Below are 16,336 nucleotides of genomic sequence, written 5' to 3' on the forward strand. Positions count from 1 at the left end.
GCAGGGAACAGCCTGAACCCACGACCAGGATCCCTATCCTTACGTCAGTGGGCACACAAGGTGATGCGGCAGAGGCAACCGACGAAGTCACGTAGGCACCCAGGCACACGGCCGCGACGAGCCCCACTACAACACGGCGGTTATGGATCGGAGCTGCGGTGCAGAGGTGCCGCGCGACGGTCCGTGAGCGTCGCTATGCGGAGTCCCTCAGGGGCTCGAGGGCGGCAAGGATGAGGTCGAGGCCGAAGATGAACTCCTCCGCCGGGTCGTAGCCGGCAGCGACGAGTGCCGCGGCGGACTCGTTGAGGTAGGGGAACTCGTCAGGAGGAAGCTGGGGCAGGAAGACGTCCTCGGTCATGTCCGCGAGCTCATCGGCGGTGTCGAACGGCAGGCTGGCTTCCTGCAGGGCGAAACCGTAGACGTAGCTGTCGAGCAACCAGTTGGCGTGCGTCGCCATCAAGACCGAGAAGCCGGCCCTCCGCAGGCAGGCGGTGACCGCTTCGCGGTGGCGCAGGTTCGCGGGCCCCGGCGATGTCCGCGACTCCATCAGGGCGATCGCCCATGGGTGGCATGCGAGAACCCGTCGGGCGGATACCGCCCGCCGTCGCATCGCTGACTGCCAGTCGGTCTGTTCGGGCGGGAGCTCGATCTCCTCGAACACGATGTCGATCATGGCGTCCAGCAACTGCTCCTTGTTCGCCACGTAGTGGTAGAGCGACATCGCACCCGCGCCGAGCGCGCTAGCCAGCCGGCGCATGCTCAGCCCGTGGACCCCCTCGCGGTCGGCGAGCCGGAGTGCCTCGGTCACCACTCTTTGCTTGCTCAGCCCCGCGTCTGACGCGACCTGGCGTTGTTCCCTCGCAGACACGGGTCTCCTCGCTCGAACGGCTTGACAATCGTCCAGCGCACAGTCATCGTACAGTGTACGACCTGTAGTACGGTGTACGACGTACGGTGTACGAATCAGGGAAAGTCGCAGCTCGGACGTGAGGAGGCTGCTGTGGGAATCGAACAGCGATCGAATGCCGGAGCACACCCGGTGCCGGGGGCGAGCCCGGCCGGGACGACGACGATGCGGGCCGCAGGCCAGTACCGCATCCCTGGCAGGGACCTCGCCGGCGTGGTGGCAGCGGTCGGGAAGGATGTCATCGCTCTGCGCCCCGGCGACGAGGTGTTCGGCTGAAGCACCGCTGGAACGCTCGCGGAGTACGCCTGCGTCCCGGCGGACAACCCCGTGTCCGTGCCTGCCAACCTGTCGGTCGTGGACGCGGCAGCGGTGCCCACGTCGGCCATGACGGCATTGCAGGCATTGCGCGAGATCGCGAACGTTCGACAGGGCCAGACGGTGCTGGTCACGGGCGCGTCGGGCGGTGTGGGCTCCTTCGCCACCCGCTACGTTGAACTGGTCCGTCCCTCGGTGCCGACCAAGTCGTCGACTACACGAGGACCGACTTCACCTCCTCGCCAATGTGGAAGCCCAGCCCCTGGCGGCTGTCCGCCGAGCGCTGACGCCCACCGGCACCCTCATCCCCAACAGCGGACGCGGCGGCCGCCGGCTCGGCCCCTTCGGCCGGATCGTCAAAGCGCGCGTGCTGTCCGGGTTCACCCGTACAGGTCACGCCCGTCATCGACCGCACCTACCCCTCGACAAAGCAGCCGACGCCCTCCGCTACGTCGCGGCCGGCCACACCCGAGGAAAGGTCGTGATCACTGTCTGACGACCGGACCGACGAGAACGACCCAACTCGTGCGTGTGCACGCCCAGACCTGCCCACTCCGGCGGACGAACCGCTCCTCTCGAAAGAAGGAACCGATGACCATCCCAACGAAAACCCCGAACCTGCTCGACAACCCGCCGGTCATCCGACCGTAACGAAGGAGTAGGAGATGAGACCACCGAAGAACACCGCCACCACGCCAGCCCGCAGCTGGTTCGATCGAGGCCGGCTCGTCGGTGCCGCGGCGATCGCGTTCGCGGTGTTGGTGGTGATCGAGAACGTGTTGTTTGCGGTAACGGGCGCGCTGCCCTACGGCGCTCCGATCGAGGACGTGCTGGCCTACTACGCGGCCAACCGCGACGCGGTCGCGATCGTGTCCGGTCTGGTAGCCCTGTACCTGCCGCTGCTGCTCGTGTTCGTGACGGGCCTGCACGGCCTCGTGGAGCGGCGCGGCGGAGCGGGCGCCGACTGGTCGCGCCTCGCCTTGGCCGCTGGCGCGACGCTGTCGGCCATCTTCGTGCTTGTCAACGTCCTGCAGATCGGGCTCGCGCTCTCCGCCGGCGGGCTCGTTGAGCCGACGCCCGCGTTCGGGCTCGTCTGGCAGATTCACGCGGCGGCGTTCGCGCTGGCGCTGCCGATGCTCGGCACCACCTGCATCGGCTCGGCCCTCGCCACGCACGCGAGCGGGCTGACTCCGGCTTGGCAGCGGCTGCTGGGCATGGTGGGCGGGAGCCTGCTGCTCGCCGCGGGGCTGGGTAACCTCGCGATCGCCGACGGCTCGCCGCTGATCTTCGTCGGGCTCCTAGGGTTCTTCGCCTGGCTCGTCTGGCTGGTCGCGACCGGCGTGCGCCTCGTCCGGTCGTGACCGAGATGAGGGCGGCGCCGAGGCCGCGGACGAGGACTCCGTGGAGGGCCGCCCGGGGATAGGGGTCGTCGCGGCCCCGGACCCAGCCGCGGCGGGAACGTCAAGTGGCCGCTTGTTCGGCGTTCGGACCGGCAGTGGTGACGAATTGGTCTACGTCGGAGCGCTTGGCCGTGGGGGACTCATTTGAGGTGTTGGTAGCAGATCAGGAGGCCGGCGATGTCGGCGAAGGCGTGGAAGTGTTCGGCGCGGCGTTCGTAGCGTCGGACCAGGCGGCGGTAGTTCATCAGCCAGGCGATCGTCCGTTCGTGGTCGAGGTGGCGCGCCGGCGGCCGTCAGCCGATGACCGAACTCCAGTTCCTCGACCGGGTTGGCGAATTCGCTGACGCGCAATGACACCTGCATCCGCCAGGTCCCGGGTGCCGGGAGCGTGACCTGCGCGGTGTAGAGGCCGGCGGAAACCTGTCTGAGCGGGACGGTGCCGAGCGCGGCCAGGTCGGAGGAGAGGCGTACCACCGGTGGTGCGACGCCCTCGGCGGGTCCGCCGGCCGCTGTGGTCATCCGCAGGGTGATGGTGTTGGGCCCGCGGGTCAGCGGGGTGAGGCGGGCCCGCACCTGGATGTCTCCGAGGGTTGTCGTCTTTGTGTCGGGGTTGGTCTCGGCAGCCACGCGTGCCGGACCGGAACTGGTATCGGGGCTGGTGTCGACGAGGAATCCGGTGAGGAGCAGGGCGACGGCCAGAACGGCGCCCTCGATCGCGGTGGCGCGCACCACCGGCCGGGTGGTCGCCTCCCGGCTGACCTGTTTCGCCGCCTGCTGGAGCCGGGGCAGCAGCTTCCACCTGTTGTACGCCGCGATGGTGAGGGCGGCCACCACGACGGCGATCTTGGCCAGCAGCAGCTGCCCGTAGTCGGTGTCGATGAGGGCTCGCCAGGATCCGAGAATGCGCCAGGCGAGCAGCCCGCCGGTGGCGACCAGGGCGGCCAGGACGGCGGCGGCGGCGTGGGAGAACCGGGCGAGGGTTTCGGCCGCGGCGGTGCCCTGGTGTGCGAGGGCGGGCAGGGTCAGCGCCAGGCCGGTGAGCCCGCCGAGCCAGACGCTGCCCGCGAGCAGGTGCAGGGCGTCCGCACCGACGGCGAGGAATTCGGGGCCTGGCCGCGCGGGTGTGCCCGACCAGCGCCGGGGCGGTGGCCGCGATCGCGGCGGCTGTCACGGCGGCGATGCGGCGCTGGCGTGATTCCGGCCCGGGGCCGAGCAGGGCTACGGCCAGGAGTACGCCGCCGGCGACGGTGGCTGCGACGGCGTACTCGGTGGGCGGCAGGAAGGACCAGGTGGGGCCGTGGGTGAGCAGGCCGGGTCCGCCGCCGAGCAGATAGACCGCGGTGATCGGCAGCGCGGCCAGCCAGGCCGCGGCGGCGATCCCCGCAGCGGTACGCGTGACAGCGGCGAGTCGGCGACGCATCCGGTCGGGCCAGGGGCCCGCCGGCGGGAACAGGGCGGCGAACGTGACCAGCCCGGCGGCGAGCAGGAGGCTGACGTAGCCCACCCACCGGGCCAGGGTCAGCGTCCAGGGGACCGCCGGGATGCTGCCCGCGGCGCTCGGCGGTGGGGTGATGGCGGGGGTGGGCGCGCCGACCGAGAAGGTGAGGGCGCCACTGATCAGGTGCCCGTCCTCGGAGACGACCCGCCAGGTGATCACGGTCGTGCCGTTGCCGAGCGGTCGCGGCAGTCCGACCTGGAGTTCGGTCCCGTTGACGGTCGTCGTCGCCGCGACCGGGTCACCGTGGGCTTCGAAGACCTGGACGCCGTCCGGCACGCCGCGGACGGCCTCGTCGAAGGTGAATCTGATCTGGCCGGGTGCGGCCGGCAGTACCGCGCCTTCAGCCGGGTCGGTGCTGACCAGGTTGGCGTGCGCGTTCGCCGGTGTAGAGACGCCCAGCAGCAGCACGGGTAGCACGGTCAGGAGTACCGCCGTTCGCCGACAACGCGGCCGAGGGCGGCTCATGCTTGGCGGCGTTGGCGAAGCAGCGCCACACCACCGAGGACCGAGCCGAGGACACCGGCTGCCAACGCGGCGAGCGTCAGGCTGTCGCTCTTCGGCGCTGGAGTCGCTGCGGGTGCTGCCGCGGCCGCGTGGTGATGCGAGCCGTCGACCGGTCCGGAGATGGTGAAGCCGGGGGCGGGCAACGCGAGTTCGGCTAGGTTCTGCCCGTCCTGCGGTACCTCGATCCAGGCGGCCTCACCCTGTTGGCAGGTCTGGATGGTCGGGAACAGCAGGGTGGTTCCGGCGGCGTCGGGCAGTTGGACCGCGAGTTCGAAGACCTCGCGGTAGCCGTCCGGCAGCGGGGTGTCGGTACTGAAGGTGACCGCGGCGACCCGTTCCACGATCTGGTTGCCGTGCACGTCCACCACGGGCGGGTCGACCTGCTCGGTTCTCTTCTCGACCTTCCACAGCGCGGTGCGGGAGGGGGTCACCGAGGTGATCGTGGCCGGGATCTGAACGGTGATCCGGGTGGTCGGCGATTCCTCGCAGCCGTGCCCGACGCTGAACTGCAGGATCGCGTGGGCGCCGGCGCTGGTGGTCGAGGGCGTAACGCTGACGTGGGCGCCCGCCGCGGAGGCGGGGACGGCCAGGCTGACGATCAGCGCGGCGGCGCCTTTCAGCAGGAGACGCCGGATCCAGGTAAATCCCATGTCAACCTCGCGCCTGAAGAACGAGTCGGGCGCACAGATTGGACCAACATGCCGAATCGATGTCAAGGATGTGAACTAGACAGGCATGGCGTTGCGACACTCCTGGCGGAAAGGTAGGGTCCGGTTCACATAAGTGAATCGAAGTCCATCTGATGGACGATCGAGAGGAAGGGCGGCGCAATGCCTAACATCACCGTCGAGTTGCTGGCGGGCCGGACCCTGGAGCAGCGCAGGGCCTTCGCCCGGGCCGTGGCCGACAGCGCCGTCGAGATCCTCGGTGCCCGGGAGCAGGACGTCCGCATGGTGTTCAACGAGATCACCCCGGATGACGTGGCCAACGGAGGCGTGCTGGCCAGCGAGGACGCCAGTCGCGCCGGGGTGCTGGCCGCGCTCGACAAGTAATACGCCTGCCGCCGTGCCCCGCCGTTCAGGTGGCCGCGCGGCGGCTGCTTTTTTGCCCTGGCACCGCCGGTGCGGTGCCAGGTCAGCGCACCATCCGGTTGTCGCGCATCGCCGACAGGCGGGCCTTCACGCTCAGCAACGTTTCGATGATGAAGTCTTCCCGGCCCTGGTCGAGGCGGCTGATCGGGACGGCGACGCTGATCGCGTCGATCGATCGGTGCGAGAAGGGCAGCGCAACGCCGAAGCATCGCACGCCGAGGCAGGACTCCTCGCTCTCCTCGGCGTATCCGAGTTGGACGGCCTTGTCGATGATCGCCAGCAGGGCGTTGCGGTCCGTTGTCGTCTTGGGGGTGAGGGCCTTGATCTCATGGGCCACGAGCGGGTCGCGGACATCCTCGGGAAGCTCGGCGAGCATCGCCCGGCCGAGGGCCGTGGTGTAGGCGGGAAGGCGCCGGCCGACCGCTGAGTACATGCGCAACGGGTACTTGGACTCGCGCTTGGCGGTGTAGATGATCTCCGCGCCCTCGAGGCGGCCCAGGTGAACCGTTTCATCGGTGGCCGCGGCGATTTCGTCCATGACGGCGCCGGCGCGTGACAGCACCGGGTCGCCGTCGAGATAGGCGGAGCTGACCGTCAGCGTGTGCACGCCGAGCCGGTAGACGCTGCCGGTCTGGTCGGTGTCCAGCCATCCGCGGGCGCACATGGTGCGCAGCAGCGCGTGCAGGCTGCTCTTCGGGATGCCGAGGCGCTTGGCCAGCTGAAGCTGGGTGCCAGGGCCGTTGGCGGCGATGTCGTCCAGGACGTCGAGGACGCGGGCGGCGGACTTGACCTGCGAGGTGACGCCGCTGCCGCTGGCCGTCTTCTCGATGTCCACGAGACCTCCTCATCAACCGTTCGTGGTCGCATAACCCTACACCACGGTTCACATAGAGGGACTGACTTCGGCCCCTTGACCTGTGATCGGCGCCATAGGTATCGTCGAATCCAGTTCACATAGCGGAACGCGGTTCACGAACGAGGAGAGAGTGTTGATCGAAGTTAGGTACTCCGCATCGCCGTCGGAAGTGGAGACGGCGACCAATGCGGACCTGCGAAAGAACTTCCTCGTGCAGGACCTGTTTCGCACCGGCGAGGTGCGCGGGGTCTACACCCACGACGACCGGCTGGTCGTCGGCGCGGCGGTTCCCGGTGACGGCCAGCTCGAGCTGCCGGCCTGGGACGTGCTCGGCGCCGGCTCGCACCTGGCCCGCCGCGAGCTCGGCATCGTCAACGTCGGGCAGTCCGGTCACGTGCTCGTCAACAACGAGAAGTTCGAGCTGCGCCACCTCGACGGGCTGTTCGTCGGCCGGGGCAGCGAGGTCGTCTTCGCCGGTGCCGACGCCGCGTTCTACTTCGTCTCGGCTCCGGCGCACGCGGCCTACCCCACCACCCTGCTCAGCCACTCCGCGGTCGAGCCGGTCAGGCTGGGCAGCCCGGAGAGCGCCAACGAACGCCGCCTCTACCGCTACGCCTGGGGTCAGGAGCTGCAGACCGCGGTTCTCCAGTTCGGCGTGACCGTCATCGCCGACGGCTCGGTGTGGAACACCTGCCCGCCGCACCTGCACGACCGGCGCACCGAGGTCTACATGTATGTCGACCTCGACGAGAAGGACCGGCTCTTCCACTTCATGGGCCGCCCCGGCGCCGCCCGCCACCTCGTCATGCGCGACCGCGAGGCGGTCATCTCCCCGCCCTGGTCCATCCACTCCGGTGTCGGCACCGGCTCATACGCCTTCATCTGGGCGATGGGCGGCGAGAACAACGAGTACACCGATCTGACCCCGGTAGCGCTGGAGGACCTGTGAGCACCGGGCCTGCCGCCGAGCCGCGTTCGCCGTTCGACCTGCGCGGGCGCTGCGCCGTCGTGACCGGCGCCGGCCGTGGCCTGGGGCAGGCCATCGCTCTCGGGCTGGCCCGGGCCGGAGCCGACCTGATCCTGCTCGGCCGGCCGGGCTCCCAGAAGTCCACCCGCGACCAGCTCGCCGAGCTCGGCCGGGAGGTGGAGGTCGTCGATCTCGACGTCAGCGACCACGACGCCGTCGAGCGGGTCGCCGCCGAGGTGAGCGGCCGCCGCCGGGTGGACATTCTGATCAACAACGCCGGCGTCATCGACCGCGAGGACTCGGTGATGGTTCGCCGGCCGTCCTGGAACCGCGTGCTGGACATCAACCTGACCGGCCTGTTCCTGCTCTGCCAGGGATTCGGGCGGCCGATGACCGAACGCGGGCACGGCAAGATCGTCAGCGTCGCGAGCCTGCTCTCCTTCCAGGGCGGCATTCGCGTCGCGGCGTACGCCGCAAGTAAGCACGGCGTCGCCGGCATCACCAAGGCCCTGGCGAACGAGTGGGGCCCGCTCGGTGTGCAGGTCAACGCCATCGCCCCCGGCTACATCGCCACCGACAACACCACCGCGCTGCGTGCCGACCCCGACCGTTCCCGCGCCATCCTCGAACGCATCCCCGCCGGCCGCTGGGGAGACGCCTCCGACATCGCCGGAGCGGCCGTCTTCCTCAGCTCCGCCGCCGCCGACTACGTCAACGGCCACGTCCTGGTCGTCGACGGAGGCTGGATGGCCCGCTGACCCCCGTACGAAACGACGCCTCTCTGCATGTGCCACCGCGCCGGAGATCCGGCATCGAAGAGATTGAGGATTGATAATGAAGATCACCGCTCGTCCCTCCGCAGCCATAATGAGCGTGTCATTGGCCGCGGCCGTCCTGGCCGGCTGCAGCAGCGAGCAGGCCGGCGGAGGGGACACCGCCACCGGCGACAGCGCAGCCTGTGCGTCGGCCGACGTCCGCCTGGTGGGGCAGGTCCGCAACGAGTCCAACCCCTACGAGGCCGCCTGGCTCTCCGGCGGCGACGCCTTCGCCCAGTCGGTCGGCCTCAAGCAGGAGCGCCTCACCTACGACGGCGACTCCACCAAGCAGCAGGAGCAGATCAGCCAGCTCCTCGCCGGCGACACCAAGTGCCTGGTCATGAACGTGCTCCCCAACGGCGACTCGGACACCCCGGCGATCGTCAAGGGCGCCGACCAGGCGGGCGCCTACCTCGTCACCCAGTGGAACAAGCCGGCCGACCTCAAGCCGGCCGACTACAAGACGTGGATCAGCCACATCACCTACAACGGCGTCGAGTCGGGCCAGCAGATCGGTGACGCGCTCGCCACGGCGATCGGCGGCTCGGGCGGCATCATCGCGCTGCAGGGCATCCTCGACACCGCGGCCGCCAAGGACCGGTTCGCCGGCCTCGAGGCGTCGCTGAAGAAGAACTCCGGCGTCAAGCTGCTCGACCAGCAGGCCGCCAACTTCTCGCGGGCCGAGGCGCTCACGGTCACCAAGACGCTGCTGACCAAGCACGGCGACAACATCAAGGGCATCTGGGCCGCCAACGACGACATGGCCCTCGGCGCTCTCGAGGCACTGCAGCAGGCCGGCAAGGCCGGCAAGGTGGCCGTCGTCGGTATCGACGCCGTTCCGGACGCGATCACCGCCATCCAGGGCGGGACCATGACCGCCACCGTCTCCAGCGACGGCACCTGGCAGGGTGGGATCGGCCTGGCGATCGGCTACTGCGTCGCCACCGGCAAGTTGAAGGTGGCGGACATCGCCGCCGACAACCGGGCGTTCTTCGCCAAGCAGTTCCTCGTCAACAAGGCGAACGCCGCCGACTTCGCGTCGCCCAAGTCGAACCCGTCCGACTACGAGTGCGCCAACGTCTTCAACCGTGTGGCCGGGCCTCTGACGTGACAATGACAGCCGAGGTCGTCAACGCGCCTCGCCGCCAGTCCCGGCGAGGCGCGTCGTTTCGAGACGCCGGCCCACCGGTCGCGCTGATCGTCATCTTCCTGATCTTCGCGGTCCTGAGCCCGCAGTTCCGCAGCATCGGGAACGTCCAGAACATCGTGGACGCGGCCGCCGTGCTCGCCGTCGTCACCTGCGGCATCACGTTCGTGCTGATGATGGGGTCGATCGACCTCTCGGCTGCCGGCGTGATGGGTGCCTCCGCCCTGACCGTGTCGCTGCTGGTCGCCAACAATCGCAACGACAACGACTTCGGGCTTCTCGGCATCCTGATCGCCGTGCTGCTGGGCTGTGCGTTCGGCTGTCTGAGCGGGCTGGCCCTCGTCCTGCTGAAGGTGCCGTCGTTCATGGCCACGCTGGGGGTGTCGGCCGTCGGGCTCGGCGTCGCGACGCTGATGTTCGCCGGCGTGCAGCCCAACATCTCCGACGCCATGCTGGAGAGCTGGGCGATCGAGCGGTTCCTCGGGTTCGCCTATCTCACCTGGATCGCCGCCGCGTGCATCCTGGTGGGCTGGCTCATCCAGCGTTACACCCGGCTCGGCCGGTACGCCTACGCGATCGGCGGCGCCGAGGAGGTGCTCGCCCTCTCGGGGGTGCGGGTCAGGCCGTGCAAGGTCGCGGTCTTCGCCCTGGCCGGCGCCTTCTACGGGCTGGGCGGCGTGATGGTGACCAGCCAGCTCGGCGCCGGTCTGGTCCAGGCCGGCGACGGGTACGACTTCTCCGCCATCACCGCCGCGGTCGTCGGCGGCACCCTGCTCACCGGCGGCCGCGGCGGCATCCTGCACTCCGCTGTCGGTGTCCTGCTCGTCATGGTGCTCACGAACGGTCTCGTGCAGGTCGGGGTCAGCCCCTATTGGCAGGGCGGTGTCGAGGGCCTCATCGTGGTGGCCGCAGTCGCCGCCGCGGTCATTCCCCAGCGTCGACGGAACCAGGTGGTCAAATGAGCGAGCTCGCGAGCGAATCATCAACTCAGTCCCGAGCTCTTGGCATCGCCGGAGCGCCAGCGGAGGCGATGGCATGAGCTCGCCCGCGCCGGTGCCGGCACTGGAGGTACGCGGCCTCGTCAAGCACTACCCGGGCGTGAAGGCCCTCGACGGCGTCGACCTGATCGTGCGGCAGAACGAGGTCCTCGGTCTGGCCGGCGAGAACGGCGCCGGCAAGTCCACGCTGCTCAAGGCGCTGGTCGGTCTGGTCGCCCCGGATGCCGGTGAGATCTATGTCCGTGGCGAGCCGGTCCGGCTGCGCAGCGTGGTGGAGGCCGCCGATCACGGCATCGGGATGGTCTTCCAGGAGCAGTCCCTGGTGCCCAACCTGACCGCCGCGGAGAACATCGTTCTCGGCAGCGAAGGGGCGGCGGTCCGGCGGGGCATCTACCGCTGGGATGCCATGCGCCGGCTGGCCCAGGAGCAACTCGACAAGATCGGCTCGCATATCGACCCGCTGGCCCGTACCGACTCGCTGTCCTTCGCCGAGCGGCAGATGGTCGAGATCGCGAAGGTGCTGCGCATCGAGCAGCGCAGCCAGCACCCGCCGGTCATCATCCTGGACGAGCCGACCTCGGTGCTGGAGTCCAAGGAGATCGAGACTCTGTTCGCGCAGATCCGCCGGTTGCGCGAGTTCGCCTCGGTCGTCTTCGTCTCGCACCGTCTCGACGAGGTGCTGGACGTGTGCGACCGCGTCGTTGTGCTGCGGAGCGGGGAGTCGGTCGGCGAGGTCGCCACGGCCGGTGCCGTCCCGCGTGAGCTGCACCGGATGATGATCGGGTCCACCGGGTCCGACGATCATTATCACGAGAACGCCGCCGCGCCGGTCGTGGCCGAACAGCCCCGGCTGTCCGTACGCGGTCTGTCCGGCAGATCGTTCCACGACATCGACCTGGACGTGGCCGCCGGTGAGATCGTGGGGATCGTCGGTGTCCACGGCTCCGGTCGCGAGGACGTCTGCCGTGCCCTGTTCGGGGCCGAGCCGACGACCGCCGGTGAGATCCGGATGGACGGCAAGCAGATCGAGCTGCCCAGCACCCGCGCCGCGTGCGCCGCCGGCATCGGCTACGTGCCGGCCGAACGCAAGATCGAGGGCATGGTCGGCGCGATGTCGGTGGCCGAGAACATGACCCTGACCAAGCAGAAGGCCCGCTGCACGGGACCCTTCGTGGCGCCGAAGAAGCAGGCCACCCTGGTGGACGGCTGGATTCGCCGGCTGTCGATCCGGACGCCGAACCGCGGCACCGCCATCGGCCGGCTGTCCGGCGGCAACCAGCAGAAGGTGGTTCTCGCCCGGTGGCTGGTCGCCGGCGACATCCGGCTGCTGCTGCTGGACCATCCGACCCGCGGCCTGGACATCGGTGCCCGCTCGGAGGTGTACCGGCTGATGCGCGAGCTCGCCGCAAGTGGGGTCGCCACGGTGCTGCTGGCGGACAGCCTCGAGGAGGCCATCGGCATGGCCGACCGGATCCTGGTGATGAACGACGGCCGGGTCGCGGCCGAGGTCGCCTGCCCGAACGGCGGCAAGCCGAGCCCGCTGGATCTCGTCAAGGAGATGGTATGAGCACTCCCGTCGCCATGAGACCGGCCACCGAACCCGCCAGCGTCACGAGCAGGCCCCGCACAGCCGAGCGGCTCACCGGGTTCATGCCGCTGATCGCCCTGGTGGCGCTGGTAGCCGCCCTGACCATCGCCGATCCGGACTTCCTGACTCAGCGCAGCCTGACCGCGGCGGCGCGGACCGCGGCGCCGCTGATCGTGCTCGCCGCGGGGGCGACGCTCGTCGTCCTCTGCGGTGGCATCGACCTGTCCATCGCGGCGTCGGCGTCGCTGTCGACCGTCCTGCTGGCGCTGTGGCTGCCGGACCTCGGCGGCGTCGCCACGCCGGTCGTCATTCTGGTCGCGGCGGCGATCGGCGCGGTGCAGGGCGCGGCGCATGTACTGCTGCGGATCCCGTCGTTCATCGTCACCCTGGGCGGGCTGAGCATCCTGTCCTCGGTCGCCCTGGTCATTTCCGGTGCCGGCACCGTGCGGGTGGTGGACGACTCCCCGGTCCGGTGGCTCGACCTTTATGTCGCCGGCTACGTGCCGATGTCGTTCGCGATGGCGGTCCTCGTCGTCGCCCTGACCGCCGTGGTGCTCAGGGTGACTCCGCTGCACAGCTGGATCTCCGCCACCGGCTACTCCGAATCGGCCGCGCGGCTCGCCGGCACGCCCGTCGACCTGGTCAAGATCGGCGCGTTCTGCGTTTCCGGTGCCTGCGCCGGCTTCGCGGCGGTCATGCTGGTCTCACGTCAGTTCAGCGGCGGTCCGACCATGGCCGACAACCTTCTTCTGCCGGCGGTCGCGGCGATCGTCGTCGGCGGAACCGCGATCACCGGCGGTCACGGCAGTGTGTGGCGAAGCCTTGCCGGCGCGCTCGTCGTGACGCTGCTCCGGGTCGGCCTGCCGATCGTGGGGGTCCCGTCGGCATACGAACAGATCCTGTACGGCGTGATCATCGTCGTCGCCGTCGCGCTCACCCTCGACCGATCACGAGTCTCGATCATCAAGTAGTTCCAGTCCCGACCCTATGGAAGGCGATCATGCCCCACGAGAACTCCGCACTGCTGCCCGCCGTCCGTTCGTTCCTGTCCTCACCCAAGCGGCTGCTGATCGACGGCAATTGGGTGGACGCGAAGGACGGCCGGACGTTCGCCACCGTCAACCCGTCGACCGAGGAGGAACTCGTCCAGGTCGCGCACGCGTCGAGTGTCGACGTGGATCGCGCGGTCGTGGCGGCTCGCACGGCGTTCGAGTCCGGCTCCCCGTGGTCGAGGATGACCCCGCGAGACCGCTCACACCTGCTGTGGCGGATCGGCGACCTGATCGAGGCGCACGCCGACGAGTTCGCCCAGCTGGAGGCCCTCGACAACGGCAAGCGCGTGGAGGCGGCCCGCGACGGTGACATCGCGGTCGCCGCCGAGCTGTTCCGCTACTTCGCGGGCTGGGCGACCAAGATGGAGGGCACGTCCATCCCGATGTCCGTGCCGGGTCGCGAGTTCCACGCGTACACCCGGCGCGAGCCGGTCGGCGTCGTCGCCGGCATCGTGCCGTGGAACTTCCCCCTGCTGATGGCCTGCTTCAAGATCGTCCCGGCGATCACCGCGGGCAACACGGTCATTCTCAAGCCGGCCGAGCAGACCCCGCTGACCGCGCTGCGCCTCGGCGAGTTGCTGCTCGAGGCCGGTCTGCCGGCCGGAGTGGTGAACGTCCTGCCCGGCTTCGGCGACACCGGTGCCGCGCTGGTCGACCACCACGGCGTCGACAAGGTCGCCTTCACCGGCAGCACCGAGGTCGGCAAGAAGATCGCCGCCGCGGCCTCGGGCAACCTCAAGAAGGTCTCCCTCGAGCTCGGCGGCAAGGCTCCCAACATCATCTTCAACGACGCCGACATCGAGGCCGCGATCGCCGGTGCGGTGCTGGGTGGCTACTTCAACGAGGGGCAGTGCTGCGTCAACGGCTCGCGCCTCTACGTGCAGAGCGGCGTCTTCGACCGCGTCGTCGAGGGCGTGGCCGCGGCCGCTGCCGCGATCAAGGTGGGCGACGGTTTCGACCCGAGCTCGCAGATGGGTCCGCTGGTCTCGCAGGAGCAACACGAGAAGGTGCTGGGCTACATCCGCGGCGCGGTCGAGCAGGGCGCCGTCCTGAACGCCGGTAGCGCCGACCGGGTCGGTGACCGCGGCTTCTTTGTGCAGCCGACGTTGATCACCGCGGTCAACGAGCAGATGGCGGTGCAGACCGACGAGATCTTCGGCCCGGTGGTTACGGCGGTCCCGTTCCAGACCGAGGACGAGGCCGTCGCGGCCGCGAACAACACGGTGTACGGGCTCGCCGCGGGTGTCTGGTCGAACAACATCGGCACGGCGCACCGGGTCGGTGCCCGGCTGCGGGCCGGCACGGTGTGGCTCAACACGTGGCACGCCGACGACGTCACCCTGCCGCGCGGTGGCTTCAAGCAGTCCGGTTGGGGCCGCGAGCTCGGTTCGTTCGGGCTGGACGACTACACCGAGCTCAAGACCGTCATCGCCGAGCTGCGGTGAGCGTCATCGACGTTCTGCGCGGGCACCGGGTGGTGCCGGTCGTGGTGCTCGACGACCCCGCGTACGCCGATGATCTGGGCGCCGCGCTGGTCGCCGGCGGCCTGCCGGTCGCGGAGGTCACCTTCCGCACGGCGAAGGCGGCGGAGGTGCTGAGCCGGCTGGCGCGGCGCGGTGATCTGGTGGTGGGTGCCGGTACGGTCCTCACCACCGAGCAGGCCGGTCTCGCCTACGAGTCGGGTGCCCGGTTCGTGGTCTCGCCCGGCTTGAGTGCCGAAGTCGTGCGCCGCTGTCAGGCGCTCGGGCTGCCGGTGATCCCCGGGGTCAGCACCGCCTCCGAGATCATGGCGGCGCTGGACCTGGGTCTGGACACCGTCAAGTTCTTCCCGGCCGAGGCCGGCGGCGGGCTGCCCACCGTCAAGGCCCTGGCCGCGGCGTTCCCGCAGGTCCGTTTCGTGCCGACCGGCGGGATCACCGCGGAGAAGGCGCCCGCCTACCTGGCCCATCCGGCGGTGGCCGCCGTCGGCGGCAGCTGGATGGTGGCGCCCGATCTGCTGGCCTCTGCGCAGTGGGACGAGGTCACCGCGAGGTGTGCGGCCGTGCCCACCCCCGACCGGCGGGGAACAGCATGATCGAGATGCGTCCGGCCGCCGAGTGCGAGTTCGACATCGTCGCGCTCGGCGAGGTGATGTTGCGGCTCGACCCCGGTGCGGGCCGGGTCCGGACCGCCCGGCGGTTCGAGGTGTGGGAGGGCGGCGGCGAGTACAACGTGGCCCGCGGGATGCGCAAGGTCTTCGGGCTGCGGGCCGCGGTGGTGACCGCGCTGGCGGACAACGAGATCGGCCATCTCGTCGAGAACCTGATCATGCAGGGCGGGGTCGACACGTCGCTGATCCGCTGGGAGAAGTACGACGGCATCGGCCGCACGGTCCGCAACGGGCTCAACTTCACCGAGCGCGGTTTCGGGGTACGCGGTGCGGTCGGGGTGTCCGACCGGGCCAACACGGCGATCGCCAACGTGCGGCCGAGCACGATCGACTGGGACGACCTGTTCGGCCGGCGTGGTGTCCGGTGGCTGCACACCGGCGGGATCTATGCCGCCCTGTCGGAGAACGCCGCCGCCGTGGCCGAGGAGGCGATGGCCGCCGCGCACAAGTACGGCACGGTGGTCTCGTTCGATCTCAACTACCGGCCCAGCCTGTGGGCCGGTATCGGTGGCACGCAGATGGCGCGTGAGGTCAACACCAGGCTGGCCCGGCACGTCGACGTGATGATCGGCAACGAGGAAGACTTCACCGCCGCACTCGGCTTCGACGTCGAGCACGTGGACGAGCAGCTGCGGGCGCTGCCGATCGACAGCTTCGCGCAGATGGTTGCCACTGTGGCGAGCAGATTGCCGTGGCTGTCGATCGTGGCGACGACCCTGCGCACGGTGCACACCGCCAGCGACAACGACTGGCAGGCGATCGCCTGGTCACCGTCGACCGGTGTGCTGTCCTCGGCCGTACGCGATCATCTCGGCATCTTCGACCGGGTCGGTGGAGGCGACGGGTTCGCCTCCGGATTGATCTACGGCCTGCTCGAGGGTGAGGCGTTGCAGTCCTGCCTGGAGCTTGGCGCCGCGCATGGCGCACTCGCCATGACCACGCCGGGCGACACGTCGATGGCGACCCGGGAGGAAGTCTGGGCGCTGGCCGGTGGCGGTAGCGCCCGCGTACGCCGGTAGGTCGAACTGACGAGGTAGGCCCCGCGGATT

Annotated in this window: 17 protein-coding genes and 1 pseudogene; 12 read left to right on the top strand and 6 right to left on the bottom strand. The window is 69.7% G+C overall.

Annotation, left to right across the window (positions count from 1 at the left end; genetic code table 11):
• Nucleotides 1-193: 193 nt before the first annotated feature.
• Nucleotides 194-868 carry a TetR/AcrR family transcriptional regulator gene (locus tag ACIBSW_RS16865; RefSeq protein ID WP_404799351.1) on the bottom strand — a complete coding sequence of 225 codons (675 nt, stop codon included), beginning with the start codon at nucleotides 866-868 and terminating at the stop codon, nucleotides 194-196.
• Between the two features lie 132 nt (nucleotides 869-1,000).
• Between ACIBSW_RS16865 and ACIBSW_RS16870 the strand changes: the two genes are divergently transcribed.
• Nucleotides 1,001-1,183: an alcohol dehydrogenase catalytic domain-containing protein gene (locus tag ACIBSW_RS16870; RefSeq protein ID WP_354730149.1), complete on the top strand. Its 183-nt coding sequence runs from the start codon at nucleotides 1,001-1,003 to the stop codon at nucleotides 1,181-1,183.
• Between the two features lie 253 nt (nucleotides 1,184-1,436).
• Here the strand turns inward: ACIBSW_RS16870 and ACIBSW_RS16875 are convergent, their stop codons facing one another.
• Nucleotides 1,437-1,628 carry a hypothetical protein gene (locus tag ACIBSW_RS16875; protein ID WP_354730147.1) on the bottom strand — a complete coding sequence of 64 codons (192 nt, stop codon included), beginning with the start codon at nucleotides 1,626-1,628 and terminating at the stop codon, nucleotides 1,437-1,439.
• A gap of 259 nt (nucleotides 1,629-1,887) precedes the next feature.
• On the opposite strand from ACIBSW_RS16875, the gene ACIBSW_RS16880 reads away from it, so the two are divergent.
• On the top strand, nucleotides 1,888-2,583 hold the full coding sequence (locus ACIBSW_RS16880) for a hypothetical protein (RefSeq protein WP_354730145.1): 696 nt from the start codon (nucleotides 1,888-1,890) through the stop codon (nucleotides 2,581-2,583).
• Between the two features lie 150 nt (nucleotides 2,584-2,733).
• Here the strand turns inward: ACIBSW_RS16880 and ACIBSW_RS16885 are convergent, their stop codons facing one another.
• The 3 genes and pseudogenes from ACIBSW_RS16885 to ACIBSW_RS16895 all read right to left on the bottom strand — a co-directional run bounded on the left by ACIBSW_RS16885 (nucleotide 2,734) and on the right by ACIBSW_RS16895 (nucleotide 5,274).
• Nucleotides 2,734-3,699 (bottom strand): copper resistance D family protein, encoded by a 966-nt coding sequence (locus ACIBSW_RS16885; RefSeq protein ID WP_404799363.1) that lies wholly within the window; start codon nucleotides 3,697-3,699, stop codon nucleotides 2,734-2,736.
• Between the two features lie 526 nt (nucleotides 3,700-4,225).
• Nucleotides 4,226-4,585: pseudogene (locus ACIBSW_RS16890) on the bottom strand (copper resistance protein CopC); the annotation flags it as partial.
• Nucleotides 4,582-5,274, bottom strand: a complete 693-nt coding sequence (locus ACIBSW_RS16895; protein WP_354730143.1) for a YcnI family protein — start codon at nucleotides 5,272-5,274, stop codon at nucleotides 4,582-4,584. The gene ACIBSW_RS16895 and the pseudogene ACIBSW_RS16890, both read right to left, overlap by 4 nt.
• 180 nt (nucleotides 5,275-5,454) lie before the next feature.
• On the opposite strand from ACIBSW_RS16895, the gene ACIBSW_RS16900 reads away from it, so the two are divergent.
• The gene (locus ACIBSW_RS16900) at nucleotides 5,455-5,676 is read left to right on the top strand and encodes a tautomerase family protein (protein ID WP_354730141.1); all 222 of its coding nucleotides are present in this window, start codon (nucleotides 5,455-5,457) and stop codon (nucleotides 5,674-5,676) included.
• 82 nt (nucleotides 5,677-5,758) lie between these two features.
• Here ACIBSW_RS16900 and ACIBSW_RS16905 read toward each other — a convergent pair whose 3' ends face one another.
• Nucleotides 5,759-6,550, bottom strand: coding sequence for an IclR family transcriptional regulator (locus ACIBSW_RS16905; protein WP_354730139.1), 792 nt, complete (start codon nucleotides 6,548-6,550; stop codon nucleotides 5,759-5,761).
• 154 nt (nucleotides 6,551-6,704) lie between these two features.
• Here ACIBSW_RS16905 and kduI point away from each other — a divergent pair, with 154 nt between their 5' ends.
• The 9 genes from kduI (at nucleotide 6,705) to ACIBSW_RS16950 (ending at nucleotide 16,306) form a co-directional block, all read left to right on the top strand.
• Nucleotides 6,705-7,520: a 5-dehydro-4-deoxy-D-glucuronate isomerase gene (kduI, locus tag ACIBSW_RS16910; RefSeq protein ID WP_404799352.1), complete on the top strand. Its 816-nt coding sequence runs from the start codon at nucleotides 6,705-6,707 to the stop codon at nucleotides 7,518-7,520.
• Nucleotides 7,517-8,296 (top strand): 2-dehydro-3-deoxy-D-gluconate 5-dehydrogenase KduD, encoded by a 780-nt coding sequence (gene kduD, locus ACIBSW_RS16915; protein WP_354730135.1) that lies wholly within the window; start codon nucleotides 7,517-7,519, stop codon nucleotides 8,294-8,296. Before kduI ends, kduD begins: the two co-directional genes overlap by 4 nt.
• Before the next feature lie 109 nt (nucleotides 8,297-8,405).
• Nucleotides 8,406-9,464 carry a sugar ABC transporter substrate-binding protein gene (locus ACIBSW_RS16920; protein WP_354730133.1) on the top strand — a complete coding sequence of 353 codons (1,059 nt, stop codon included), beginning with the start codon at nucleotides 8,406-8,408 and terminating at the stop codon, nucleotides 9,462-9,464.
• Nucleotides 9,465-9,466: 2 nt separating this feature from the next.
• Nucleotides 9,467-10,462, top strand: a complete 996-nt coding sequence (locus ACIBSW_RS16925) for an ABC transporter permease (protein ID WP_354730131.1) — start codon at nucleotides 9,467-9,469, stop codon at nucleotides 10,460-10,462.
• A gap of 73 nt (nucleotides 10,463-10,535) precedes the next feature.
• Nucleotides 10,536-12,065: a sugar ABC transporter ATP-binding protein gene (locus ACIBSW_RS16930; RefSeq protein WP_354723990.1), complete on the top strand. Its 1,530-nt coding sequence runs from the start codon at nucleotides 10,536-10,538 to the stop codon at nucleotides 12,063-12,065.
• Nucleotides 12,062-13,057 carry an ABC transporter permease gene (locus ACIBSW_RS16935; protein WP_354723992.1) on the top strand — a complete coding sequence of 332 codons (996 nt, stop codon included), beginning with the start codon at nucleotides 12,062-12,064 and terminating at the stop codon, nucleotides 13,055-13,057. The genes ACIBSW_RS16930 and ACIBSW_RS16935 overlap by 4 nt, the downstream gene beginning before the upstream one ends.
• Before the next feature lie 29 nt (nucleotides 13,058-13,086).
• On the top strand, nucleotides 13,087-14,583 hold the full coding sequence (locus ACIBSW_RS16940) for an aldehyde dehydrogenase family protein (protein ID WP_354723994.1): 1,497 nt from the start codon (nucleotides 13,087-13,089) through the stop codon (nucleotides 14,581-14,583).
• Nucleotides 14,580-15,212: a bifunctional 4-hydroxy-2-oxoglutarate aldolase/2-dehydro-3-deoxy-phosphogluconate aldolase gene (eda, locus tag ACIBSW_RS16945; RefSeq protein WP_354723996.1), complete on the top strand. Its 633-nt coding sequence runs from the start codon at nucleotides 14,580-14,582 to the stop codon at nucleotides 15,210-15,212. The genes ACIBSW_RS16940 and eda overlap by 4 nt, the downstream gene beginning before the upstream one ends.
• Nucleotides 15,209-16,306, top strand: a complete 1,098-nt coding sequence (locus ACIBSW_RS16950) for a sugar kinase (RefSeq protein WP_354723998.1) — start codon at nucleotides 15,209-15,211, stop codon at nucleotides 16,304-16,306. The genes eda and ACIBSW_RS16950 overlap by 4 nt, the downstream gene beginning before the upstream one ends.
• Nucleotides 16,307-16,336 lie beyond the last annotated feature (30 nt).

It is taken from the genome of Actinoplanes sp. NPDC049668 (assembly GCF_044465445.1).
GTDB lineage: Bacteria > Actinomycetota > Actinomycetes > Mycobacteriales > Micromonosporaceae > Actinoplanes.

What these genes read in the sequence shown, in the direction of transcription:
- ACIBSW_RS16920 (WP_354730133.1), top strand. Translation starts at nt 8,406, where the DNA reads ATGAGCGTGTCATTGGCCGCGGCCGTCCTGGCCGGCTGCAGCAGCGAG.
- ACIBSW_RS16900 (WP_354730141.1), top strand. Translation starts at nt 5,455, where the DNA reads ATGCCTAACATCACCGTCGAGTTGCTGGCGGGCCGGACCCTGGAGCAG.
- ACIBSW_RS16935 (WP_354723992.1), top strand. Translation starts at nt 12,062, where the DNA reads ATGAGCACTCCCGTCGCCATGAGACCGGCCACCGAACCCGCCAGCGTC.
- ACIBSW_RS16930 (WP_354723990.1), top strand. Translation starts at nt 10,536, where the DNA reads ATGAGCTCGCCCGCGCCGGTGCCGGCACTGGAGGTACGCGGCCTCGTC.
- ACIBSW_RS16925 (WP_354730131.1), top strand. Translation starts at nt 9,467, where the DNA reads ATGACAGCCGAGGTCGTCAACGCGCCTCGCCGCCAGTCCCGGCGAGGC.
- ACIBSW_RS16950 (WP_354723998.1), top strand. Translation starts at nt 15,209, where the DNA reads ATGATCGAGATGCGTCCGGCCGCCGAGTGCGAGTTCGACATCGTCGCG.
- ACIBSW_RS16895 (WP_354730143.1), bottom strand. Translation starts at nt 5,274, where the DNA reads ATGGGATTTACCTGGATCCGGCGTCTCCTGCTGAAAGGCGCCGCCGCG.
- ACIBSW_RS16880 (WP_354730145.1), top strand. Translation starts at nt 1,888, where the DNA reads ATGAGACCACCGAAGAACACCGCCACCACGCCAGCCCGCAGCTGGTTC.
- ACIBSW_RS16940 (WP_354723994.1), top strand. Translation starts at nt 13,087, where the DNA reads ATGCCCCACGAGAACTCCGCACTGCTGCCCGCCGTCCGTTCGTTCCTG.
- ACIBSW_RS16875 (WP_354730147.1), bottom strand. Translation starts at nt 1,628, where the DNA reads ATGACGGGCGTGACCTGTACGGGTGAACCCGGACAGCACGCGCGCTTT.